Origin of the sequence: Sphingobacterium multivorum (genome assembly GCF_039511225.1) — a bacterium.
Lineage (GTDB): Bacteria > Bacteroidota > Bacteroidia > Sphingobacteriales > Sphingobacteriaceae > Sphingobacterium.
Genome location: NZ_CP154261.1, coordinates 878,275 through 900,651 on the forward strand (window position 1 = coordinate 878,275; position 22,377 = coordinate 900,651).

20 protein-coding genes are annotated in these 22,377 nt (G+C 40.3%); 18 read left to right on the forward strand and 2 right to left on the reverse strand.

Annotated features, from left to right (window positions below; genetic code table 11):
- Positions 1–4 precede the first annotated feature (4 nt).
- From AAH582_RS03525 to AAH582_RS03595, 15 genes are all read left to right on the forward strand, one after another.
- Positions 5–3,019: a TAT-variant-translocated molybdopterin oxidoreductase gene (locus AAH582_RS03525; RefSeq protein ID WP_046674138.1), complete on the forward strand. Its 3,015-nt coding sequence runs from the start codon at positions 5–7 to the stop codon at positions 3,017–3,019.
- A 29-nt stretch (positions 3,020–3,048) separates the two neighbouring features.
- Positions 3,049–4,533 (forward strand): NrfD/PsrC family molybdoenzyme membrane anchor subunit, encoded by a 1,485-nt coding sequence (gene nrfD, locus AAH582_RS03530; RefSeq protein ID WP_046674137.1) that lies wholly within the window; start codon positions 3,049–3,051, stop codon positions 4,531–4,533.
- Positions 4,534–4,539: 6 nt separating this feature from the next.
- Positions 4,540–5,076, forward strand: a complete 537-nt coding sequence (locus AAH582_RS03535; RefSeq protein WP_046674136.1) for a DUF3341 domain-containing protein — start codon at positions 4,540–4,542, stop codon at positions 5,074–5,076.
- Positions 5,060–5,698 (forward strand): c-type cytochrome, encoded by a 639-nt coding sequence (locus AAH582_RS03540; protein ID WP_430459042.1) that lies wholly within the window; start codon positions 5,060–5,062, stop codon positions 5,696–5,698. The genes AAH582_RS03535 and AAH582_RS03540 overlap by 17 nt, the downstream gene beginning before the upstream one ends.
- A 19-nt stretch (positions 5,699–5,717) precedes the next feature.
- Entirely contained in the window at positions 5,718–6,953 is a 1,236-nt protein-coding gene (locus AAH582_RS03545) for a hypothetical protein (protein WP_046674134.1), read from the forward strand.
- A gap of 43 nt (positions 6,954–6,996) precedes the next feature.
- Entirely contained in the window at positions 6,997–8,334 is a 1,338-nt protein-coding gene (locus tag AAH582_RS03550; RefSeq protein ID WP_046674133.1) for a cytochrome c oxidase subunit II, read from the forward strand.
- Between the two features lie 28 nt (positions 8,335–8,362).
- Positions 8,363–10,234, forward strand: a complete 1,872-nt coding sequence (locus AAH582_RS03555; RefSeq protein WP_172462307.1) for a cytochrome c oxidase subunit I — start codon at positions 8,363–8,365, stop codon at positions 10,232–10,234.
- 78 nt (positions 10,235–10,312) lie between these two features.
- Entirely contained in the window at positions 10,313–11,356 is a 1,044-nt protein-coding gene (locus AAH582_RS03560; protein WP_343321234.1) for a COX15/CtaA family protein, read from the forward strand.
- 73 nt (positions 11,357–11,429) lie between these two features.
- A complete protein-coding gene (cyoE, locus tag AAH582_RS03565) occupies positions 11,430–12,335 on the forward strand; it encodes a heme o synthase (RefSeq protein ID WP_046674130.1) in 906 nt (301 codons plus the stop codon).
- Positions 12,335–12,916 carry a cytochrome c oxidase subunit 3 gene (locus tag AAH582_RS03570; RefSeq protein WP_046674129.1) on the forward strand — a complete coding sequence of 194 codons (582 nt, stop codon included), beginning with the start codon at positions 12,335–12,337 and terminating at the stop codon, positions 12,914–12,916. Before cyoE ends, AAH582_RS03570 begins: the two co-directional genes overlap by 1 nt.
- Before the next feature lie 9 nt (positions 12,917–12,925).
- A complete protein-coding gene (locus tag AAH582_RS03575; RefSeq protein ID WP_046674128.1) occupies positions 12,926–13,660 on the forward strand; it encodes a cytochrome c oxidase subunit 3 in 735 nt (244 codons plus the stop codon).
- A 27-nt stretch (positions 13,661–13,687) separates the two neighbouring features.
- A complete protein-coding gene (locus AAH582_RS03580) occupies positions 13,688–14,065 on the forward strand; it encodes a cytochrome C oxidase subunit IV family protein (protein ID WP_046674127.1) in 378 nt (125 codons plus the stop codon).
- 12 nt (positions 14,066–14,077) lie between these two features.
- Positions 14,078–14,806, forward strand: coding sequence for an SCO family protein (locus AAH582_RS03585; RefSeq protein WP_343321235.1), 729 nt, complete (start codon positions 14,078–14,080; stop codon positions 14,804–14,806).
- A 10-nt stretch (positions 14,807–14,816) separates the two neighbouring features.
- Positions 14,817–15,362 (forward strand): DUF420 domain-containing protein, encoded by a 546-nt coding sequence (locus AAH582_RS03590; RefSeq protein WP_343321236.1) that lies wholly within the window; start codon positions 14,817–14,819, stop codon positions 15,360–15,362.
- 208 nt (positions 15,363–15,570) lie between these two features.
- Positions 15,571–16,026, forward strand: coding sequence for a hypothetical protein (locus AAH582_RS03595; protein WP_046674124.1), 456 nt, complete (start codon positions 15,571–15,573; stop codon positions 16,024–16,026).
- Between the two features lie 112 nt (positions 16,027–16,138).
- On the opposite strand, the gene mtgA is transcribed toward AAH582_RS03595, so the two are convergent.
- Positions 16,139–16,903 carry a monofunctional biosynthetic peptidoglycan transglycosylase gene (gene mtgA, locus AAH582_RS03600; RefSeq protein ID WP_343321237.1) on the reverse strand — a complete coding sequence of 255 codons (765 nt, stop codon included), beginning with the start codon at positions 16,901–16,903 and terminating at the stop codon, positions 16,139–16,141.
- Positions 16,904–17,039: 136 nt separating this feature from the next.
- Here mtgA and mutS point away from each other — a divergent pair, with 136 nt between their 5' ends.
- Positions 17,040–19,646 (forward strand): DNA mismatch repair protein MutS, encoded by a 2,607-nt coding sequence (mutS, locus tag AAH582_RS03605; RefSeq protein WP_046674190.1) that lies wholly within the window; start codon positions 17,040–17,042, stop codon positions 19,644–19,646.
- A 207-nt stretch (positions 19,647–19,853) separates the two neighbouring features.
- On the opposite strand, the gene AAH582_RS03610 is transcribed toward mutS, so the two are convergent.
- On the reverse strand, positions 19,854–21,011 hold the full coding sequence (locus AAH582_RS03610; RefSeq protein ID WP_343321238.1) for a hypothetical protein: 1,158 nt from the start codon (positions 21,009–21,011) through the stop codon (positions 19,854–19,856).
- 97 nt (positions 21,012–21,108) lie between these two features.
- On the opposite strand from AAH582_RS03610, the gene AAH582_RS03615 reads away from it, so the two are divergent.
- Together AAH582_RS03615 and AAH582_RS03620 are read left to right on the forward strand one after the other, a co-directional pair.
- Positions 21,109–21,816 carry a tRNA1(Val) (adenine(37)-N6)-methyltransferase gene (locus tag AAH582_RS03615; protein ID WP_046674121.1) on the forward strand — a complete coding sequence of 236 codons (708 nt, stop codon included), beginning with the start codon at positions 21,109–21,111 and terminating at the stop codon, positions 21,814–21,816.
- Positions 21,817–21,819: 3 nt separating this feature from the next.
- Positions 21,820–22,314 carry a metallophosphoesterase family protein gene (locus AAH582_RS03620; protein ID WP_046674189.1) on the forward strand — a complete coding sequence of 165 codons (495 nt, stop codon included), beginning with the start codon at positions 21,820–21,822 and terminating at the stop codon, positions 22,312–22,314.
- The last annotated feature ends 63 nt before the right edge of the window (positions 22,315–22,377 follow it).

Here is a 22,377-nt window from a genome sequence, read left to right on the forward strand (position 1 = left end):
TTAAATGGATAGCAATAAAAAATATTGGAAAGGTTTGGAAGAGTTAAATCAAACTCCTGCTTTCGTTGAAGGAAGCAAGGGTGAGTTTGCCGAATCTATTCCTGTAGAAGATGTATTAAACGAAGCTGGCTTGAGTACTAAAACTCCTCGCCGTGACTTCTTGAAAGCATTAGGATTTGGTTTGGGTGCTGTTTCTTTAGCGGCTTGTAACCGTACTCCTGTGCATAAGGCAGTTCCTTATTTGATTAAACCTGAAGAGGTGACTCCAGGTATCCCTAACTATTATGCTTCGACGTTCAACGGTCAAAGTATCTTGGTTAAAACGCGCGAAGGTCGTCCGATCAATGTTGAGCCTAACCCGAATGCAATTGGTTTGAACCAAGGTTTGGATTCAACGACTGCTGCTTCCGTATTGGATTTATACGATGAGTCCAAATTGAAACAGGCACAATTGAAAGGTCAAGATGTAGAGTGGTCTAAATTGGATGGGGAAGTTGTTAAAGCTTTGAATGCAGCGGCATCTTCTGGTAAACAAATTACGATCGTTTCTAACACGGTAAACAGTCCTTCAACGTTGGCGGCTATCGCTGCTTTCGCAACGAAATTCCCAACAGTTAACCATGTACAATACGATGCTGTTTCTTACAGCGGTATTATTGAGGCGAATAAAGCTTCATTTGGTAAAGCTGTTGTGCCTTCATACAATTTTGAAAAAGCAAATGTGATTGTTTCCGTTGCAGCTGATTTCTTAGGAACTTGGTTAGCAGGTGAAGAGCATACACAACAATACGCTAAAAACCGTGATTATAAATCGTTGAAAAACGGAAAAATGTCACGTCACGTGCAATTTGAGTCTGGTCTTTCGATGACTGGTACAAATGCGGATGCACGTATCGCCATCAAACCTTCAGAAGAAGGTGCGACCTTGATCGCTTTATATAATGCAATCACTGGTCAATCTTTGGCTGGCGCTACTGCAAACAAAAAAGCACAAAAAGGTGTCGCTCTAGCGGCGAAAGAATTGGTGAACAGCAAAGGCGCAGCAGTTGTTGTTGCTGGTTCTAACGATGTCAATGTACAGGTATTGGTCAATGCAATCAACGTTGCATTAGGTGCTTACGGTACAATCATCGATTTGGATAACTATTCTAAACAATATCAAGGTTCGGATTCTTCGTTCCAAGCTTTCTTAGCAGCAGCGAAATCAGGTCAAGTTGGTGTTGCGTTCTTCTTGAATAGCAACCCGGTGTATGACTACTTCAAAGCAGATGATGTAAAAGCGGCGTTGAAACAAGTTCCTTTCACCTTATCGTTTTCGCAACGTGCGGATGAAACAGCTTCTGAATTGACAGCGATTGCTCCAGCAAGTACATTCTTGGAGTCTTGGGGTGATGCGAATCCAAAAGAAGGTTTGTTCTCGATCGTTCAACCAACAATCAATCCTGTTTTCAAAACACGTCAAGCTGAGCAAAGCTTATTGACTTGGGCAGGAAATGATACCGATATGTACAACTTTGTTAAGAACTTGTGGTCGACACAAATCTTAGCAGGTTCTACGAAAACTTGGGATGCTGTATTGCAAACTGGTTTTGAATATAAAGGTGCTAAAGCGGCAACAGCTCCTGCATTTACAGGAAATGCTGCAGCGGCAGCTTCAGCAATTGAGGCATCAAGCAAAGCGATTACAGGTGAGTTTGAATTGAAACTTTATGAGCCTGCTGGTCTTCGTGACGGTCGTTACGCGAACAACGCTTACTTACAAGAATTGCCTGACCCTGTTTCTAAAGTAACTTGGGATAACTACGCTGCTCTTAACCCGAAAGATGCTGAGAAATTAGGATTGGGTGAAGATGGTAAAGTGACTGTAAAAGCAAATGGTGTTGAATTGGAATTGCCAGTTGTACAACAACCTGGTCAAGCACAAGGAACAGTTTCAGTTGCTGTAGGTTACGGCCGTACAAAAGTGGGTAAAGCAGGTAATGAAGTTGGTAAAAACGCATTCCCTTTTGCTTCTATCATCAATGGTACAGTACAAGGTGTTGCTAAAGCAACTGTAGCGAAAGCGTCTGGAACTTACCAATTGGCACAAACACAAACACACCACACGATCGAAGGTCGTAACGTGATCCGTGAGACGACATTTGCGAAATATCTGAAAGATCCTAACTCTGAGGCAGGACGCTTTACAGATAATCACAAAACATACGATTTGTGGAACAAATATGAGCAACCTGGTCACAAATGGGTGATGGCAATCGACTTGAACGCATGTACGGGTTGTGGTGCTTGTATCGTTGCTTGTAACGTTGAAAATAATATTCCTGTTGTAGGTCGTGATGAGGTTCGTCGTCGTCGTGAAATGCACTGGTTACGTATTGACCGTTACTATACGATCGAAGGAAAAGATCAAGATCTTACAAAAGAGAAAGAAATTGCGAGAGCTTCGGCTGATTTAGATTTCGAAGATATCACTGTTGTTCACCAACCGATGTTGTGTCAACACTGTGGTCACGCACCTTGTGAAACGGTTTGTCCAGTATTGGCAACAGTACACTCTTCAGAAGGTTTGAACCACATGGCATATAACCGTTGTTTTGGTACACGTTACTGTGCGAACAACTGTCCGTTCAAAGTTCGTCGTTTCAACTGGTTTGCATACTGGAATGATTCACGTTTTGACAACTACTTGAACAATGAGTTCACACAATTGGTATTGAATCCAGATGTTGTTACTCGTTCACGTGGGGTAATGGAAAAATGTTCAATGTGTATCCAACGTATCCAAGCAGGTAAATTACAAGCTAAGATTCAAAATCGTAAAGTTAAAGATGGCGATATCCAAATGGCTTGTCAACAAGCATGTTCTGCAAATGCGATCATCTTTGGAGATGCAAATGATCCAGAATCAGAAGTATCTAAAGCATTACGCAACGAGCGTGTTTATTACGTACTTGAGGAAATCAATGTTCAACCGGGTATCGGTTATATGACAAAAGTTAGAAACACTTTTGAGGCGTAATCTTGTACAATATTTGAAATAAAAATACTATGTCATCGCATAACGAATCAATATTAAGAGAACCATTAATGACCGGTAAGGACATTACGTATGCAAAAATTACGGATGATATCTTACTACCGGTTGAAAATAAACCGAATAAAGCATGGTGGATTGGTTTTACCGTTGCTGTATTAGGTGCTTTATTATGGGTAGTTAGCGTTAGTTATACCTTTTGGACAGGTATCGGCGCTTGGGGTCTGAATAAAACTGTAGGCTGGGCTTGGGATATCACCGACTTCGTATGGTGGGTAGGTATCGGTCACGCGGGTACGTTGATTTCAGCTGTATTATTAATCTTCCGCCAAAATTGGCGTAATTCAATCAACCGTTCTGCAGAGGCGATGACGATCTTTGCGGTAATCTGTGCGGCTACATACGTTGTAGCTCACATGGGTCGTCCTTGGTTGGCCTATTGGATTTTCCCACTTCCAAATCAGTTTGGATCACTTTGGGTAAACTTCAACTCTCCTTTGGTATGGGATGCGTTTGCGATCTCGACTTACTTTACAGTATCCTTGGTATTCTGGTACTGTGGTTTGTTGCCGGATATCGCGACAATTCGTGACCGTGCTACTGGATTAAAACAAAAAATCTATTCTGTATTATCATTCGGATGGAATGGTTCAGTTAAGACTTGGCAACGTTTTGAAATCGTGTCATTGATCTTGGCCGGTATTTCTACTCCGCTGGTACTTTCTGTACACACGATCGTATCCATGGACTTTGCAACTTCGGTTATCCCTGGATGGCATACAACGATCTTCCCTCCGTATTTCGTGGCGGGTGCGATCTTCTCTGGTTTCGCGATGGTACAGACTTTATTGTTGATCTTACGTAAAGTAATGAACTTTGAGAACTACATCACGATGTTCCACATTGAGTCCATGAATATCATTATCATGACAACAGGTTCTATCGTAGGTGTGGCTTATTTGACTGAGTTGTTTATCGCTATGTACTCTCGTTCAGAATACGAAATGTATGCGTTCGAGAACCGTATGTTGGGTCCATACGCTTGGGCTTACTGGTCAATGATGACTTGTAACGTAATTTCTCCGCAGTTATTCTGGTTCAAAAAAATCCGTACAAGTATTCCAATCTCCTGGATCTTATCGATTGTTGTAAACATCGGTATGTGGTTTGAGCGTTTTGTAATTATCGTGACTTCATTGCACCGTGATTACTTGCCTTCATCTTGGGCAATGTTCTACCCAACTTGGACAGACGTAGGTATCTTTGTAGGTTCAATCGGATTATTCTTTACATTATTCTTGTTGTTCTTACGGTTCTTACCAGGTATCGCTATCGCCGAAGTGAAATTGTTGTTGAAATCATCTTCATTACAACATAAAACTAAATTGGCTCAAGAAGGCGCATTCCCTGAGGAACAAGTGAAGTACTTCCAAGAGTCATTAGAGAAATATGATTCAGTGACAGAAGAAGAGATTAAAGAATTATCAGTTAGAAAATAATCAGCAATGAGCAATACAAAATATATATTAGGTAGTTTTGCGGATCCCGATGAAATGATGCATGGGATCGACAAATTGCAAGCAAACAATATTAGTATTTACGACTGCTTTACTCCGATGCCTATCCACGGCATCGAAGCGAAGTTAGGCGTAAGACCTTCTCGCTTGCCTATCGCAGCATTTTGCTTTGGAGCATTAGGAACGACATTAGGTTTTAGTTTGTTGTATTATACAATGGCATACGATTGGCCGATGAATATCGGTGGTAAACCATCATTTGGTATGCCAAACTTTGTTCCGGTTACATTTGAGGTTACCATCTTATTGTGTGCTTTGGGTATGGTTGCTACGTTTTTCTTCCGTAACCACTTATTTCCGGGACGTGCACCTCGTGTAATGGACTTGAGAGCAACAGATGATCGTTTCATCCTTGCAGTAGATGCCAATGAAAATACAGATCACGCTTTGATCGATTCTTTATTGAAAGAAGCTGGTGCTGTTGAAGTTAAGTACAATGATAGAAAATATGTTAGCTATGAATAAGAAGAATTTACTTGGAACGCTATGCGCAGCTGTGGCATTGACAGCACTTGTTTCTTCTTGTGGTGACAAAACAACTCGTAGTACAGGTTTAGAGTTTTCTCGTAACATGTACGATCCGCTTGCTTTCAATCCGGATCAACCTAATGCGAATTTTGCTGATGGAAAAACAGCACAAACACCTCCTAAAGGTACAGATCCAATTGGTTTTACTCGTTTTCAGTATGCCAATACATTAGAGGATTATGAACGCGCAGGAAGAGAAGTAAAAAGTCCTTTGGTCGTAAATGCCGAAAATCTTGAAAAAGGGAAAGCGTTGTTCACAACTTATTGCTCTATATGCCATGGAGTAGAAGGTAAAGGTGATGGTCCTATCACAAAAGATCGTAGCGTGACTGACTCAAGAGGCACTCGTCAATTAGAGAACTTTCCTCCGCCACCATCTTATCACAGAACAGATGCGGCGAGCTCTTCACGGGGTGGTTTGATGGCTGACTTGACTGATGGTAAAATTTACCATACAATTTATTACGGACACAACTCGATGGGATCACATGCATCTCAATTGTCTCCAGAGGAGCGATGGAAAGTTGTTATGTATGTTCACGAATTACAAAAGAAATAATCTAACATCAGATATATAAATGGGAACTCACAGTCATCATCACGATTATAATTTCAACGAGCGATACGAGTTTGCTGGCAAAGCTAAAATGTTCAGTATTGTCGCTGTTGTACTAGGCGTAGCTGCTGTAGCTTTCGGGTTGCTTTCGGGCGATCACGTTACTGTAGAGCGTACTTATGCCAACTTGTTATTGATGGGTTATTACTTTACATGTGTATGCGCAGCTGGAACATTCTTCGTTGCCTTGCAATATGTAACACAATCTGCATGGTCTGCAGGTTTGGTACGTATACCTCAGGCTATGGCGAGTGTTTTACCAATTGCATCGTTGATTTTATTGGTTATCGTCGGTTTAGGTTTAACCACACATAACTTATATCATCACTGGAATGCAGACGGTATCACTGATCCGCATAGTACAAATTTTGACCCTATTATCGCAGGTAAATCTGCTTATTTAAATGTTCCATTCTTCTTGATCCGTCAGGTTGTATTTATGGGTACATATAGCATTTTTGCTGTTATTTTTGCGAAACTTTCTTATAAAGAGGATTTGGAAGGTGGATTGACTTCTTATAAAAAGTCATTCAAATTGTCAGCAATCTTCTTAGTTATTTTTGGTTTTACTACACCTATTTGGTCTTTCGATACAGTAATGTCTTTAGAGGCACACTGGTTTTCGACAATGTTTGGTTGGTATAACTTTGCAGCAATGTGGGTGAGTGGTATTTCATGCATCACGATCATCGTTGTTGTATTGAAGAAAGCTGGTTATATGAACTGGGTAAACGAAAATCATTTACACGATTTAGGTAAATTGATGTTCGGTTTCTCGATCTTCTGGACTTATGTATGGTTTGCACAATTCATGTTGATTTGGTATTCAAACATTCCAGAAGAGACAGTTTATTTCTACAAACGTTGGGAACCGGAATACAAACCTTGGTTTTGGTTGAGTATTATCATTAACTTTGTGGCACCATTGTTATTATTGGTAGACCGCGATGCGAAACGTAAACAAAACGTGATGTTGTTTGTCGGTATTCTATTGTTAGCGGGTCACTGGCTTGATTATTATATCATGATTATGCCAGGAACTGTAGCTGAGCACAGAGGATTTGGTATCATTGAAATCGGAACTGCACTTGGTTTCTTAGGTTTGTTCATCTTCTTAGTGATGAGTAAATTGAGTAAACAAGCATTGGTGCCTAAAAATCATCCTTTCTTGGATGAGAGTTTGCATCACCAGATATAGTTTCACTTTTAAAGGAAGGTTACGTAAAAACGTTATAAAAGAAATGAGCTTTAAATTAAATAATAGATTCAAATCCATCTCGGGTTTTGTGCTTGCACTAGGATTGCTTTTTGCGACTCCTATCCTTGCAAGTCAACAAGATACAGTAGCATCTGATTCTGCTAAAGCGGCGACTACAGCAGTAGCTGCCCCTGCAGCGACGGATTCGGTTGCAAAAGATACAACAGCGGCAGCAGGTACTGCTGCTGTTGCATCTGCTAGTTCTTCCAAAGAGGCTAGTGCGGCTGCTCCTGCTGTTGAAGAAGTGAAGCAAATAGACCCTCAGGTTTATAAAAACTTCACATATTATGTCTTGTTATTCTTGGTTATATGTACTGTTGTTGCCGTTATTGGTAAAGTACTTTCGATCTATGAATTGACAAGAAAGATGAACGGTAAATATAATCCGTTTGCGAATAACACGTTTCAATCGGCATTGTTATTTATTTTCTTGGTTGTATTCCTTTACGGTGTATATTGGTCATATGTACATTGGGGAGCAGCTTATTGGAGATCAGCAGTAACGGAGCACGGTGAGCGTATTGATACCATGTTTATCATTACGACAGCGATTACAACATTTGTATTGGTTATCACACACATCTTGTTGATGACATTTACATTCTTGTACCGCATGCGTGCAAAACGTCAGGCTTATTATTACCCACATAACAATGCGATCGAAAAATTGTGGACAATTGTTCCTGCTGTTGTGTTGACCGTATTGGTATTGTTTGGTTTCTTTACGTGGAGATCAATTACAAATATTCCTGAGGACCTTCAAAAATCAGCTTTGCAAGTTGAAGTTCTTGGGGAGCAGTTCCAATGGAATGTCCGTTATGCTGGTTCTGATGGGATTATTGGTAAACGTAATTATAAAATGACGACACCAACGAATCCGTACGGTATCGACTTTAATGATAAAAATTCTTGGGATGATATTCAAGGATCTGAAATCTGGTTGCCTGTAAATAAACCAGTACGTTTCCATATCGTTTCAAAAGATATTATTCACTCTTTTTACATCCCTGATTTCCGTGTTCAGATCAATGCGGTACCGGGAATGACTAACTACTTCCAATTCACACCTACTGTAACAACAGAAGAAATGCGTGATCGTTTGGGAGACTATAACTATGACTTCGTGATGTTGTGTAACAAGATCTGTGGATCTGGTCACTACAACATGCAAAAGAAAGTTGTTGTCGTAACTGAGGAAAAATATAAAGAGTGGTTAGCTAAACAGAACAAGTATTTTACTGAGGATTTGCAAAAAGAGTTCAGCGGTAAAACGGCTAACGTGAAAAAGGATAGCGTACAAGTTACAGCATCTTTGAACTAATTAAGAATTTTTGAATATAAAATCGAATATGTCAAGTACAGTAATATCGCATAGCGCTGAACATCACGATTCGCACGGCCATCATCACGAGGAGTCGTTCATCAGAAAGTATATCTTTTCGGGTGACCACAAGATGATTGCTAAGCAATTCTTGATCACTGGTATCATCATGGCAGTTTTTGCGATGCTTTTATCAGTATTATTCCGTATCCAATTAGCATGGCCGGATAAAGAATTCCCTATATTAGAAGTATTCTTGGGTAAATGGGCTGAAGGTGGTCGTATAAAACCGGAGTTTTTCCTTTCCTTGGTAACCATTCACGGTACCGTCATGGTATTCTTCGTGTTAACTGCAGGTCTATCAGGTACTTTTAGTAACTTATTGATTCCATATCAAATCGGAGCACGCGATATGGCATCTCCTTTTATGAACATGTTGTCTTACTGGTTGTTCTTTGTAGCATCGGTAATTATGGTTGCATCGTTCTTCGTAGAAAGTGGACCTGCTTCTGCTGGTTGGACAATCTACCCACCACTATCGGCTGTTCCTACTGCAATCGCTGGATCGGCGACTGGTATGACCTTGTGGTTGGTGAGTATGGTTCTATTTGTGGCTTCACAGTTGATCGGTGGTATCAACTATGTAAGTACCATTTTGAACATGCGTACAAAAGGAATGGACTTATGGAAAATGCCTTTGACAATCTGGGCGTTCTTCTTAACGGCTATCGTCGGTATGTTGTCATTCCCAGTATTGGTTTCTGCGGTTGTTCTTTTGATTTTTGACCGTGCTGCTGGTACGTCATTCTATTTGTCGGATCTTGTTGTTCAAGGGCAAATCTTGCCGAACGAAGGTGGTTCACCAATTTTGTTCCAACACTTGTTCTGGTTCTTAGGTCACCCTGAGGTATATATCGTTGTTATGCCTGCTTTAGGTTTAACTTCTGAGGTTATTGCAACCAACTCTCGTAAACCAATCTTTGGTTACCATGCGATGGTTTACTCGTTGATCGGTATCACCGTATTATCGTTTATCGTATGGGGTCACCACATGTTTGTAACGGGTATGAATCCGTTCTTGGGTGGTGTATTTATGATTACAACGTTGATTATCGCTGTTCCTTCAGCTGTAAAAGCGTTTAACTATCTTGCAACCTTGTGGAAAGGTAATATCCGTTTCACTCCGGCGATGATGTTTGCTATCGGTTTGGTATCGTTCTTTATCTCTGGTGGTTTGACAGGATTGTTCTTAGGTAATGCGGCATTAGATATCAACTTACACGATACCTATTTTGTTGTTGCCCACTTCCACTTGGTCATGGGTTCTGCTTCAATCTTCGGTATGCTTTGTGGTGTTTACCACTGGTATCCTAAGATGTTCGGTCGCATGATGAACACCAAATTGGGTTACTTACACTTCTGGTTGACTTTCATTGGTGCTTACATGGTATTCTTCCCAATGCACTTTATGGGTATTGATGGTGTGCCTCGCCGTTACTATGCATTTACAGAGTTTGCTTTCATGGCGAAGTGGGTTTCTGTAAACAAATTGGTCACTTGGGCTGCGATTATCGCTGCTTTAGGTCAGGTAGCTTTCTTGTGGAACTTCTTTACATCGATTTTCTTCGGTAAAAAAGCCCCACAAAACCCTTGGCAATCCAATACCTTGGAATGGACTACTCCGGTAGAACATATCCACGGTAACTGGCCAGGAGAGATCCCGACAGTACACCGTTGGCCATATGACTACAGTAAGCCAGGTCACGGTGAGGATTTTATTCCTCAAAGTGTTCCTTTCTCTGAAACAATGAGCTCTAATTTGCCTCATGATTTCGAAGGAGATGAGGAAGCTGAGCGTATCCAGGCAGAATGGAATGCGCAAAATGGTAGAAAAGACTAATAAAATCTTATAAAGTAGCGTCGGGAATTTCGACGCTACTTTATATAAGTTTATATTTTAAGAGGTAGGGGTAGTATTATGTTTCCAGCAGCTGAAAAGCGATTTGTAAAGACCAATTTTATAACGATCATCGTATTGTTTTTGGTCATTATTGCTGGAGGAGTTGTTCGGAGTACAGGGTCAGGAATGGGATGTCCAGATTGGCCAAGATGTTTTAACCGTATTATTCCTCCGACAGATATTTCCCAATTACCTCCAGGATATGAACAACATTATAGTGAAGGAAGAGCAAAAAAGAATGAACGTTTCGCACGGATAGTAGAATTTTTCGGCGATAAGGAAATGGCTTATAAGCTCCGTACCGATAAGAGTATCTTACAACATGAAGAATTTAATGTTGCGAAGACTTGGACAGAGTATATCAATCGACTAGTAGGCGTTGTTTCCGGATTTTGTTTATTGTTTACGGCTATTTATTCTTTCACCTATTTGAAATCAAAAAGTTCGATCGTTGTTTGGTCAGTGATTAATCTTTTTGTTGTCGTACTTCAGGCGTGGTTGGGGTCGATTGTTGTATCGACCAATTTGATGCCCTGGATTATTACAGTACATATGCTCTTAGCGATTGTAATTGTTTGTATTAGTATCTATACTTATTTCAAAGCTGTTACGTTGCGAAACAAGACCTTATTGGTCAATCGTTCTTCGGGTATATTAAAAGGACTTGCTATTGTGTCTATTTTGCTGATGCTAACGCAAGTAATTGTCGGGACGGGTGTTCGGGAAGAGGTTGATTTATTAACCGGTTCATCGGTAGCTCGTACTGATTTTATAACAACTATTGGCCAACAGTTTGAATTGCATCGCTGGTTGGCATATTGTTCTTTGATTTTAGTTATTATATTATTCTTTTTGGTCCGCACAGGTTTTAATACGGTTTCTAAGCAATATAAATTTGCTTTAATCGCATTGATCCTCGTGGGTATCCAAATGCTATCAGGAATTATCTTAGCCCGATTTGCAATACCTGCTTTTGCACAGACGACGCATTTGGTGGTGGCGACGCTCTTATTTGGCGCGCAGTTCTACCTGATGTTATTGTTAAATAAGCAAAGGCATTAATCTTGGAATTCGGGATGTTTATGTTAAAAAGTACGTGTTTAATTACACTGGTAGTAGGAGGTCTCTTTTAGTTATGAAAGAATTTATTTCAGATTTTAAAAAGCTAGTTAAGTTGAGACTTACGTTGACGGTCGTATTTTCGGCGTCAATTGCTTTTCTGATAGGATCAAAACAACAGGGTGATATATTTTGGTTCAACTGGTTATTGTTGACTGTCGGCGGATTTCTGGTTACAGGTTCCGCAAACGGATTCAACGAGATCATTGAGAAAGATTTGGATAAGTTGATGAAACGTACAGCGGATAGGCCTTTACCGTCTGGCCGTATGACAACTGGACAAGCTTTGGTCTTGAGTGTCTTTATGGGCATCTTAGGTACTTTGGTACTTGTTCGGTTAAATTTTGTCGCTGGTTTGTTATCGGTTTTCTGTATCCTTCTTTATGCCTTTATCTATACCCCTTTAAAAAGAAAATCACCAATAGCCGTGTTTGTCGGCGCGTTTCCAGGTGCATTTCCACCATTAATTGGTTACTATGCAGCTTTTTCGCAAGATGACCTGGCCTACTATAGTGGACATAATGAAGCGGCAATTATTATTATTCCCTTTGTGTTGTTTGCTATTCAGTTTTTATGGCAGTTTCCGCATTTCTGGGCTATTGCCTGGGTTGTGGACGACGACTATAAATTGGCAGGCTTTCGCTTGTTGCCGACGACAAAACGGGATAAGATATCCGCTTTTATGGTATTCATTTCAGGTTTGTTTATGATACCTGCGGGATTTATTCCGTATCATTTTGGCTTTGGTGGGATTTGGTTTACGGTTGTATCCGTGATTGGTGGAGTGATGTTTGGTTACTACGGTTATTTGTTGTTTAAGAATTGTGATATTCCTTCAGCAAAGAAAGTGATGTTTACCTCATTTATCTATTTGCCTGTGACACAACTCGTATTATTGCTTAACTTTATTCCGTTGAAATAATGTTAGATGTACAAGCACAAACTGACGAGAAGTTAGTACAGAGAAAGGCCCAGAAGTTCAACTTATGGTTGGGCATGTTGGGTATGTTCATGATGTTTGCGGCGTTATCCAGTGGTTTCATTGTATATACGGCGAGCGGTGTGGACAAGGGGATTAAGACCCTATTGCCAAATGCACTTTTATACAGTACTTTGGTGATTGTGGTGAGTAGTCTGACGATGTTTTTAGCACATAGAGCGGCTAAAAATGGGGAGTCTTCCAAACAAAGATTGTTTTTGATAGCAACTTTTATTTTGGGAGTTGTATTTTTTGCCTTGCAAGTTCATGCTTGGAATGTATTGATCGATCGGGGTGTTTATTTTGTGAATAACAATGCTTCGCAATCGTTTATATATGTTTTTATATGGATGCACTTGGCACATATTATTGCGGGTTTGATCGTTTTGATTGGCGCGATTATAGGAATTAACAAACTTCCTAAAGACGGCAATCTTTTCCGCATGGATCTTGCCAGTATTTTTTGGCATTTTCTCGATCTTTTATGGATTTATATATATGTTTTCTTACTTTTGAATCAATAATAGTAAACAATGAGTACAACAGTATCGCAATTGGATAAGGTAAAAACTGGTCCATGGAATGGTGGAAAATCACCTTGGAACTTAGAGTATGGAAAAATCATGATGTGGTTTTTCTTGGTAGGGGATGCCTTCACATTTTCTGCATTTTTGGTTTATTATGGCGCACAACGCTTTTCCCATCCAACTTGGCCAGATCCTGATAAGATCTTCCAATCCATCCCTGGAATTGCGGAGCATGGTCAGCCGTTGGTATTTGTCGGTTTGATGACATTTATTTTGATTATGTCTTCAGTAACGATGGTTTTGGCTGTGGAGGCAGGTCATCGTAACCAAAAGAATGAAGTAGTCAAATGGATGTTGTGGACAATTTTGGGCGGTATCTGTTTCGTGGGTTGTCAGGCTATCGAGTGGACTCACTTACACCACATGGGTTTTTGGTTTGGTAAAAATCCGGCGACAGGTTTGGAAGGTGATGCCATCAAAACAGCGTTGATGCCTTATTTCACACATGACATTTCCTATACTTCAGCATTGCAATTTGCTAACTTGTTCTTTACCATTACGGGTTTTCACGGATTCCACGTTACAGTGGGTATTATTTTAAATATCATTATTTTGTGCATGACATTGAATAATACATTCGAAAACCGTGGTTCTTACCTGATGATCGAAAAAGTAGGTTTATATTGGCACTTTGTGGATTTGGTGTGGGTATTCGTATTTACATTCTTCTACTTAATCTAATTACGGAATAAATAATTTTAGATAGCTATGTCACAATATCAAGATAATATCGCTCATGGCGAGCACGCTCACGAAGGTGGGATGGATAAGAAAGCCATCTGGAGAGTATTTGGCGTACTTTTGGCCCTTACTTGTCTGGAGTTCTTAATTGCATTGGGCTTTGTGCACCATTGGCAAATTTTAGCGAAGGGTGCTTTAGTAAACACGATTTATATCGCGCTTACTTTAGTTAAAGCTTATTATATCGTTGCATTCTTTATGCACTTAAAGTTCGAGAAGTCAAGCTTTATTGTTACCGTTGCAATTGTCTTTATCTTTATTATTTATTTTATTGTTTTGATGCTTGTTGAAGGGGCGCATTTAGCTTCTGCTTTCCAGGAACATCAATTGTTTCCAAATAAATAGATAAAGTGGATAATGAATAATAATACTGGACAAAAGAAAGGTATTAAAACTATATTGATCCTGGCAGTAATTCTTTTATTGCCAGGATTTTTATATTTTATACTAAATAAAAGCGGCTCGAATAGCTACGCTTCCTTACCGATTTTTGGAAAAAAGGAGGTACCGGGGACAACACACCGAAAATGGGGACGTGATATTCCCGATACCATCTACCATACGGTGACACCTGTTGATTTTGTGAATTACGATGGTAAGAAAGTGCATTTGTTGGACAATGACACGACACTTTCTGTAGTCCACTTGATGTATTCTAGGGACGCTTCCTTATCAAGGACAATGATTAAGCGATTAGATCAAGTTGCTAATCGGTTTATTCAGAATCAGAAAGTTAAGTTGTATTCTATCACGGTTGATACAGCCTATGATACACCTGATGTGTTAGCGAAATACGCGAAAGTTTACAAACCCTGGACCAAATCTTGGTTTTTTGTGACAGATCCTTCTGTTGATATCTTTAAATTTGCCAAGGAAAGTTTATTGCAGGATGCACTTGTCAATAATGATGGTAGTAAACCATTCATTATTGGGTCTAATTATCTTTTACTTGATACAAAAGGACGTATAAGAGGTATATATGATATCAACGTAAAGACAGATGTCGATCGTCTTGAGGATGAAATTAAATTATTATTGGTGGAGGAAATCCGAAACCATCCAGCTACAATAGAACAAAAGAGGTAATTATATTATCATGGAAGAGAGTCTTAATAAGGAAAAAAAGTACAGCAAATGGATTTGGTTGCTATCGATCGTCATACCGATAGTGGTCGCTATCCTTTTTACGGTGAATTTGCAAAAATTGGGTTATGATGTGAAACCACTAACCTTTTTGCCGCCGATCTACGCGGCTATCAATGGCGTTACGGCTATATTGCTGTTTTGGGCAGTGGCAGCGATAAAAAAGGGTAATAAGTCATTGCACGAACGTTTAATAAAATTGTGCATAGCTTGTTCTTTAGCTTTTCTGGCGATGTATGTTGCCTATCACATGACTTCCATCGAAACGAAATATGGCGGTGAGGGCATTTTGAGACCGATCTATTTCTTTATTCTGATCACCCATATCCTGCTTTCCATTATTATCATTCCTTTTGTACTCTTTACTTTTGTTAGGGGTATATCCGGTTCTTATGAGCGTCATAAAAAGCTTGCTCGTATTACTTATCCGATGTGGCTTTATGTGGCGGTTACCGGCGTGATTGTTTATTTAATGATCTCGCCTTACTATATCGGTTAGGTTCAAAGGGAAAGGGTAAAAAATTGCGTCGTAAATGTTGCGTTGTTAGTACCGTAAAAGGCTGAAAAAGGTTAGTTTGAAAACTGAACAACTTTCTTGGAAGGTATATTTGATAGCCGGCTGCATATAGATAGTATAGGACGATATAAATAGTACAGGACCAGTCTCACTGAAAGCAGACGACGGGGACTATAAAAATTAGTTACATATGAAGCGTATTTGGATTTATCAGGCAGATCGTCTATTATCGGCGATGGAGTCACACGATATTGTTACGGAATTGGAAGCTTTTGCTGAGCAGTGGAAAGTGCATGGAAAACCACTTTCGGCTACGGCAGAATTACGCGATAATCTTTTTATTATCCTTAAAGTGGACGAAGAAGTCGCAGCTGCATCGGGCTGCTCAATCGATAGTTCGGTTCGGTTTTTAAAAGGCATTGAAGCGAAATACGGGATTCAGCTATTTGATCGGATGCGATTTGCTTATAAAGATGAACAAGGAATTGCTGTTGTTAATCGCGACAGATTTGAAAAGTTATTGGCAGACGGTACCATCAATGATAATACCTTAGTATTTGATAATACCATTACCCATGAACATCAAATGGAGAATGCTTGGGCAGTGCCCTTCCATCAAAGCTGGCATAAACGACTTTTTAAATAAGTTGTAAACAAGTATAAAAGAAAGGCCATATGTAATTATGGCCTTTCTTTTTGATCTATAGATCTGTATTGCTTCTCTTTCTGATTGATCCGTCAAATGGCGATAGCTTCGCTTATTCCGGAATGCTATAATGGTGCATGTATTTTGCAATCGCATTTGCACGTCTATTGACATAGGCCGAAGGGTTACGCGCATCCCATTCTCTTGGATTTGGCAGTATGGCTATAATCAATGCGGCTTGCTTTTTCGAAAGGTTACTACCTGTTTTGCTGAAATAATATGAAGCTGCCGCATCGGCGCCATAGACACCCTGTCCCATTTCAATCACATTAAGATAAACTTCAAGAATTCTTTTCTTACTCCAAAAGGTCTCAATTAGAATTGTAAAATAGGTCTCGAAGCCTTTTCTTAACCAGGAGCGCCCTGGCCATAGAAAGACATTTTTGGCGACCTGCTGACTGATCGTACTTCCGCCACGTAATTTTTTTCCCTGTGCATTTTTTTTAATGGCATTCTGAATCCCTTGTAGGTCGAATCCCCAGTGTGTCATAAAGTGAGCATCTTCTCCTGCAATGGCCGCTAACTTTAGGTTGTCCGAAAGTTCATCGTAATCCAGCCAGTTTTTTTCCAGTTTAAAACCCTTTCCCTGTTCTTTTAGCTCAAACCCACGCTGAATCATCAACCAGGTGATGGGAGGATTGACGAACCTTAAGCTAATGACCCAAAAGAGTGAAATACCAATAAAATAGAGTAACACCCGTGTCACTATGCGCAGGATCGGAGATTTTATGGACTTCAATGGGTTGAAGGATTTTTTTTTGAAGGTATTTTGTTGTTTGCTGGACGTATTTTGTTTACCAGATCTTTTGATGGCCATGACTAATTTTTTTCGGATACAAACTTAGCTTATATTCTTGTTTAATGGAAATGATTTTGTCGAGAAGTTGAGTGTATCGTTTGCCAAAGCGACGATATTATCCTATTTTTACGCTTCATAAAAATTGATTTACAAGTTGGCAAAAGAAAAGAAAGTAACCCCATTGATGCAACAGTACAATGCGATCAAGATTAAGTATCCTGGAGCGTTGTTGTTGTTCCGTGTTGGCGATTTTTACGAGACATTTGGTGAGGATGCAATCAAAGCAGCCCAGATTTTGGGCATTGTTTTGACGAAGCGTGGTAATGGCTCGGAATCAGAAACCGCATTGGCTGGTTTTCCTCATCATTCGTTGGAGACATATCTTCCAAAACTGGTGCGTGCTGGCCAACGGGTGGCGATCTGTGATCAGTTGGAGGACCCGAAGACGACAAAGACAATCGTTAAGCGTGGTGTGACAGAGTTGGTCACACCTGGCGTTTCCTACAATGACAATATTGTTCAGCAGAAATCGAATAATTATTTAGCATCAATCTTTATCGAAAAAGAGCGGATCGGTATTTCTTTTCTTGATATTTCAACAGGCGAATTTTTGGTTGCTCAGGGAAGTGTTACCTATATTGATAAATTGCTCCAAGGTTTTAAACCAACGGAAGTCATTCTTTCCAAAAAACAGAGCAAGGATTTTGTGGAGCAGTTTGGGTCGCATTATTATACTTATTTTCTTGACGAATGGCCCTATACGGGAGACTATGCCACAGAAACATTATTGAAGCATTTTGAGGTTTCGTCGATGAAAGGATTTGGTGTTGATCGGATGCCTGCAGGAATTGTTGCTGCTGGTGTAGCTTTACATTACCTCAATGAGACCGAGCATCGCAACCTACAACACATCTCTACACTTTCCCGTATCGAAGAAGACCGTTTTATGTGGCTGGATCGTTTTACGATCCGCAATCTGGAACTAGTCGGTTCGTTGAATGAAAATGCGGTCACACTGTCCGATGTATTGGATCATACATCCAGTCCAATGGGAGCGCGCTTGCTCAAGCGTTGGATTGTGATGCCCTTAAAAGACAAGAAAAGTATTCAGGAACGATTGAATGTGGTGGATTTCTTTTTCACCGACCGCAATTTAAGGGATGAATTGATAGGTCAGATCAAGCAGGTGGGTGATCTTGAACGCTTAATTTCCAAGATTGGACTTCAGAAAGCCAATCCACGGGAAATCGTGCAATTAAAACGGGCTTTATATGCGATAGAAAAGTTGAAGGAACTTACAGATCGTAAAGATGCTAATGCGCTACAGACCATATCGGAGCAACTGGATGCTTGTACAGTTATCCGCGAAAGAATAGAGCTGCAGGTTCAGGCCGAGCCCCCAGTGGCAATCAATAAGGGTAGCGTAATTGCTGATGGGGTTGATCCGGAATTGGACCGATTGCGTAAAATTGCCTTTGGCGGTAAGGATTATTTGCTTGAGATTCAAAAAAGGGAAGCGGAACTCACTGGGATTCCCTCTTTAAAAATTGCATTCAATAATGTCTTTGGTTATTACCTGGAGGTTACCAATACACATAAGGATAAGGTTCCTACAACATGGATACGTAAACAGACGCTGGTGAATGCTGAGCGTTACATTACGGAGGAACTGAAAGAATATGAAGAACAGATTCTCGGTGCTGAGGAGAAGATCCAGGCACTGGAGAATAGACTATACGCTGAGTTATTGCTTGCCATTGCCGAATATATCAAACCTATTCAGCTCGATGCACAGTTGATTGCCAAGCTGGATGTGTTACTTAACTTTGCTGTTGTAGCAGAGAAAAATTATTATGTAAAGCCTGAAATCAGCGAGAGCAAGATTTTGGATATTAAAGGCGGGAGACACCCGGTCATTGAAAGAAACCTGCCAATAGGCGAGGACTATATTACCAATGATACGTTCTTGGATCCAAAGACGCAACAGATTATTATTATTACGGGGCCGAATATGGCCGGTAAATCGGCGTTACTCCGTCAGACCGGACTGATCGTGTTAATGGCACAAATAGGTTGTTTTGTACCGGCAAAAGAGGCTAAGATCGGTTTGGTTGACAAAATTTTTACCCGTGTGGGCGCGTCAGATAATCTTTCTTCTGGAGAATCCACGTTTATGGTAGAGATGAATGAGACGGCGAGCATCATGAATAATTTGTCCGATCGTAGTCTTATTCTTTTGGATGAAATTGGTCGTGGTACAAGTACATATGACGGCATCTCTATTGCTTGGGCCATTGCGGAGTTTTTACATAACCATCCCGCAGCTAAAGCAAAAACATTATTTGCAACGCATTACCATGAATTAAATGAGCTGACAACTTCATTGGATCGTATTAAAAACTTTAACGTGACCGTAAAAGAAGTCAATAATAAAGTTATTTTCTTACGGAAGCTCGTTCCAGGAGGTTCAGAGCATAGTTTTGGTATCCATGTGGCAAAGCTTGCGGGTATGCCGCAAAAGTTGCTGAATCGTGCCAATCAGATCTTGAAAAGATTGGAGCAGGAGCGAACAGGTGGGGAACAAATTAAGGATAGTATGCGTAAGATTCAGAAGCAGGCTTATCAATTGCAGATGTTTTCGATTGATGACCCTGTTTTGAATAAGATCAGGGATATGCTCAATAATTTGGATGTTAATTCGCTTACTCCGGTTGAAGCATTAATGAAATTGGATGAAATACAACGGCTGCTAAAGAATTAAATCTTCTTTTGGACTTGGACACCTGATCTCAAGTGGGACTTGTTTTCTTCGATTTACATACGCCAGATCATGTTTTGTTAAGGCAGACATCATCTGGCGTATTTTTTTTCTGAAATTGCCTGCTCTTATTGGCCAGAAAGAACCTTCAGCTCGCTTTCGTTGTTATTGGTGTCTGCGAAGTCATGAAGGTTTTTGAAGGGCTATTGCTTAAAACCTGAAGAATAGTTCAAAACTTCCGTAATTTGCCTGTATTGGGATCAATACCTTACTGCTGGCATCATATGGCGCGTAATGATAGCCGAGTTCAAAGCCGATATACTTTTGGTTTTTCATGCGAAATAAAGATGCGAAAGCAAGTCCCAGGTGAACATTATTGATCGTCACCATGCGGTCTGTATATCCGCCGTCGTAGTAATAACCGTTCGGATCATAATAACCAGAAGAATATGCACTCTCTGTGATACCTGTATCTGTGATGTCAATACCAAGGATACCTTTTGGAATCAGGATACATTTGTCGTTGTCAAAAACTTTGTAACCTACAGCGCCCCCCATAAATGCGGTAGCGGAAGAATTGACCGAAACAGTGGATCCTTCATAGTTATAGTCAATATTGCGGTCGTTCGAGTTGATGCGTATCTTGAATCCACCTTCAAAGATAAATTTTCTTTCCAGTGAGCTCATCAGCATAAATCCAAGGTTCAGGTTTGTGCCGAAAACCTTGTTCGCCCCGCCGAGTGAGCTCATTACACCGATAGAAGGTACATACCCTAATTTAGCTTTATGCCTGTCTTTGTATATCTTGTAATTTGGAACTCGCTGTTGCTCATCTTGGTCGTTATTCGGACTGTTTTGTTTATTCTCAGGCGCTGCTGTATCGGAAAAGAGTTGCAGTATATTTCTCTCCTGATCGGTTAACGTGTAACTGTCAGAAACAAGGAGTGCTTGTGCCCTCACTTTGATGAGGCCATCCAGGGGGTGCCGCAATGGATAGAAATTGTATTTTTCCTTATGCCGTTCGTATTGTGTTGCAAAATCGTCCTGGTCTGCCGCATCCAGTCTTTGTAGAAAGCTTTTATCGAATTGACTGCTCCAATAGAGGTCAATCGCTGCAGCACTATTTTTCTTTTCAATGATTTGCATAAGGATGCGTAACCGTTGTACATATTCATTGATGCCACAGCTTGTCTGTATACTATTAAGTAAAGGGTCAATTTTGTCAAAGTCATTGTTGTTTAAGGCTTGTGTCAATAGGGGAAGTGTCTCAACCGTATATCGTTCACAATTTTCCTGCCCATACAGTAGCTTTGTTGGAATGACACAGCTCATAATCAATATCATAAGAGCAAGCTGACGGATATTCATGGCTTATATAGATTTGTTGCTGACTAAATTAGCAAATAAATTGCAGGATGTATGGGTTTGTTTGCGCCAAAGGTCCTAAAAGTTTTATCTTTGGCGTATGGCGTCGATATTTCGGTTTAAACAATTTGAGGTTGATCAGTCTGATTGTGCGATGAAGATCAATACAGATGGTGTTTTGTTGGCTTCACTGTTGGAGATAGAACCTGTGGAACGTGTCTTGGATGTGGGTACAGGCACTGGAGTCATTGCCTTGATGTTGGCTCAGCGTCTTGGGGAAAGCCAGATAGAAGCTGTCGAAGTAGACGCTTTGGCTGCTTTGATGGCAGATAAGAATTTTCGGAATTCCATTTTTCGTGAACGCCTAACATTACATGCGAGTTCCTTTCAGCAATTGAGGACAGCGGGGTATTATGATTTAATTGTTTCAAATCCACCTTTTTATACGGATTCGTTGCATAACCCTGATGAACGCAGGAAACTGGCTAAACATACGGATCTGGATTTTTTCGCTGAACTGTTGGATTTTGCCTCTTTGCGTTTATCAGATCAGGGTAAATTAATCTTGATCGTTCCGACGCCGTTAGCAGATACCTTAGTCAAAATTTCTACAGAAAGAGGTTTATATTGTTCTACTGAAGTTCGGATAAGTTCCTTTGAAGGAGAATCTGTGCTGCGTAAGATCATTACCTTTGAGCGCATGCCTGTTGAGTCGGTTGCTGTACGTGAGTTTATTATTTATGCTGCTAAAGGTATTTATTCAGACGCTTATCGCACGGCCTTGGCCCCTTATTTTTTAGCTTTTTAAATGATGACAAAGATCGGATTACTCTCAGATACACATTCCTTTTTGGATGAAGCTGTATTTACCCATTTTGCTGCGTGCGACGAGATTTGGCATGTGGGCGATTTTGGTGATGCGGATGTTGCAGATCGGTTGGCAGCTTTTAAACCACTGCGTGGAGTTTATGGGAATATTGATGGTCAAGAAATTCGTTCGCAATTTCCAGAAGATTTGAGGTTTAAATGTGAGGAGGTGGACGTTTTTATGACACATATTGGTGGTTATCCCGGGAAATATGCTCCGCGTATTAAGGGGGAATTGATGAAAAATCCGCCGAAATTATTTATTACAGGACATTCCCATATTCTAAAGGTTATCTTCGATCCTAAGATTCAATGCCTTCACCTCAATCCAGGTGCAGCGGGTAAGCATGGTTGGCATAAAGTGAGGACATTGATGCGATTTGATATCAACAAAGATAGAATTGAAAATCTTGAGGTTATAGAACTGAACGAGCGTTAGATGGGGCTCTCTTTACTCTTTTTTGAGCTTTGAAAGCTGGATGATATATGGTGTGATGGCAAA

Bases quoted from the DNA above. Each gene is read 5' to 3' on its own strand.
- AAH582_RS03550 (WP_046674133.1), top strand. From the start codon at position 6,997: ATGAGCTTTAAATTAAATAATAGATTCAAATCCATCTCGGGTTTTGTG.
- AAH582_RS03620 (WP_046674189.1), top strand. From the start codon at position 21,820: ATGACAAAGATCGGATTACTCTCAGATACACATTCCTTTTTGGATGAA.
- AAH582_RS03555 (WP_172462307.1), top strand. From the start codon at position 8,363: ATGTCAAGTACAGTAATATCGCATAGCGCTGAACATCACGATTCGCAC.
- nrfD (WP_046674137.1), top strand. From the start codon at position 3,049: ATGTCATCGCATAACGAATCAATATTAAGAGAACCATTAATGACCGGT.
- AAH582_RS03615 (WP_046674121.1), top strand. From the start codon at position 21,109: ATGGCGTCGATATTTCGGTTTAAACAATTTGAGGTTGATCAGTCTGAT.
- AAH582_RS03590 (WP_343321236.1), top strand. From the start codon at position 14,817: ATGGAAGAGAGTCTTAATAAGGAAAAAAAGTACAGCAAATGGATTTGG.
- AAH582_RS03575 (WP_046674128.1), top strand. From the start codon at position 12,926: ATGAGTACAACAGTATCGCAATTGGATAAGGTAAAAACTGGTCCATGG.
- AAH582_RS03545 (WP_046674134.1), top strand. From the start codon at position 5,718: ATGGGAACTCACAGTCATCATCACGATTATAATTTCAACGAGCGATAC.
- cyoE (WP_046674130.1), top strand. From the start codon at position 11,430: ATGAAAGAATTTATTTCAGATTTTAAAAAGCTAGTTAAGTTGAGACTT.
- mtgA (WP_343321237.1), bottom strand. From the start codon at position 16,903: ATGGCCATCAAAAGATCTGGTAAACAAAATACGTCCAGCAAACAACAA.
- AAH582_RS03525 (WP_046674138.1), top strand. From the start codon at position 5: ATGGATAGCAATAAAAAATATTGGAAAGGTTTGGAAGAGTTAAATCAA.
- AAH582_RS03580 (WP_046674127.1), top strand. From the start codon at position 13,688: ATGTCACAATATCAAGATAATATCGCTCATGGCGAGCACGCTCACGAA.
- AAH582_RS03560 (WP_343321234.1), top strand. From the start codon at position 10,313: ATGTTTCCAGCAGCTGAAAAGCGATTTGTAAAGACCAATTTTATAACG.
- AAH582_RS03540 (WP_430459042.1), top strand. From the start codon at position 5,060: ATGTTAGCTATGAATAAGAAGAATTTACTTGGAACGCTATGCGCAGCT.
- AAH582_RS03595 (WP_046674124.1), top strand. From the start codon at position 15,571: ATGAAGCGTATTTGGATTTATCAGGCAGATCGTCTATTATCGGCGATG.
- AAH582_RS03535 (WP_046674136.1), top strand. From the start codon at position 4,540: ATGAGCAATACAAAATATATATTAGGTAGTTTTGCGGATCCCGATGAA.
- AAH582_RS03610 (WP_343321238.1), bottom strand. From the start codon at position 21,011: ATGAATATCCGTCAGCTTGCTCTTATGATATTGATTATGAGCTGTGTC.
- AAH582_RS03570 (WP_046674129.1), top strand. From the start codon at position 12,335: ATGTTAGATGTACAAGCACAAACTGACGAGAAGTTAGTACAGAGAAAG.
- AAH582_RS03585 (WP_343321235.1), top strand. From the start codon at position 14,078: ATGAATAATAATACTGGACAAAAGAAAGGTATTAAAACTATATTGATC.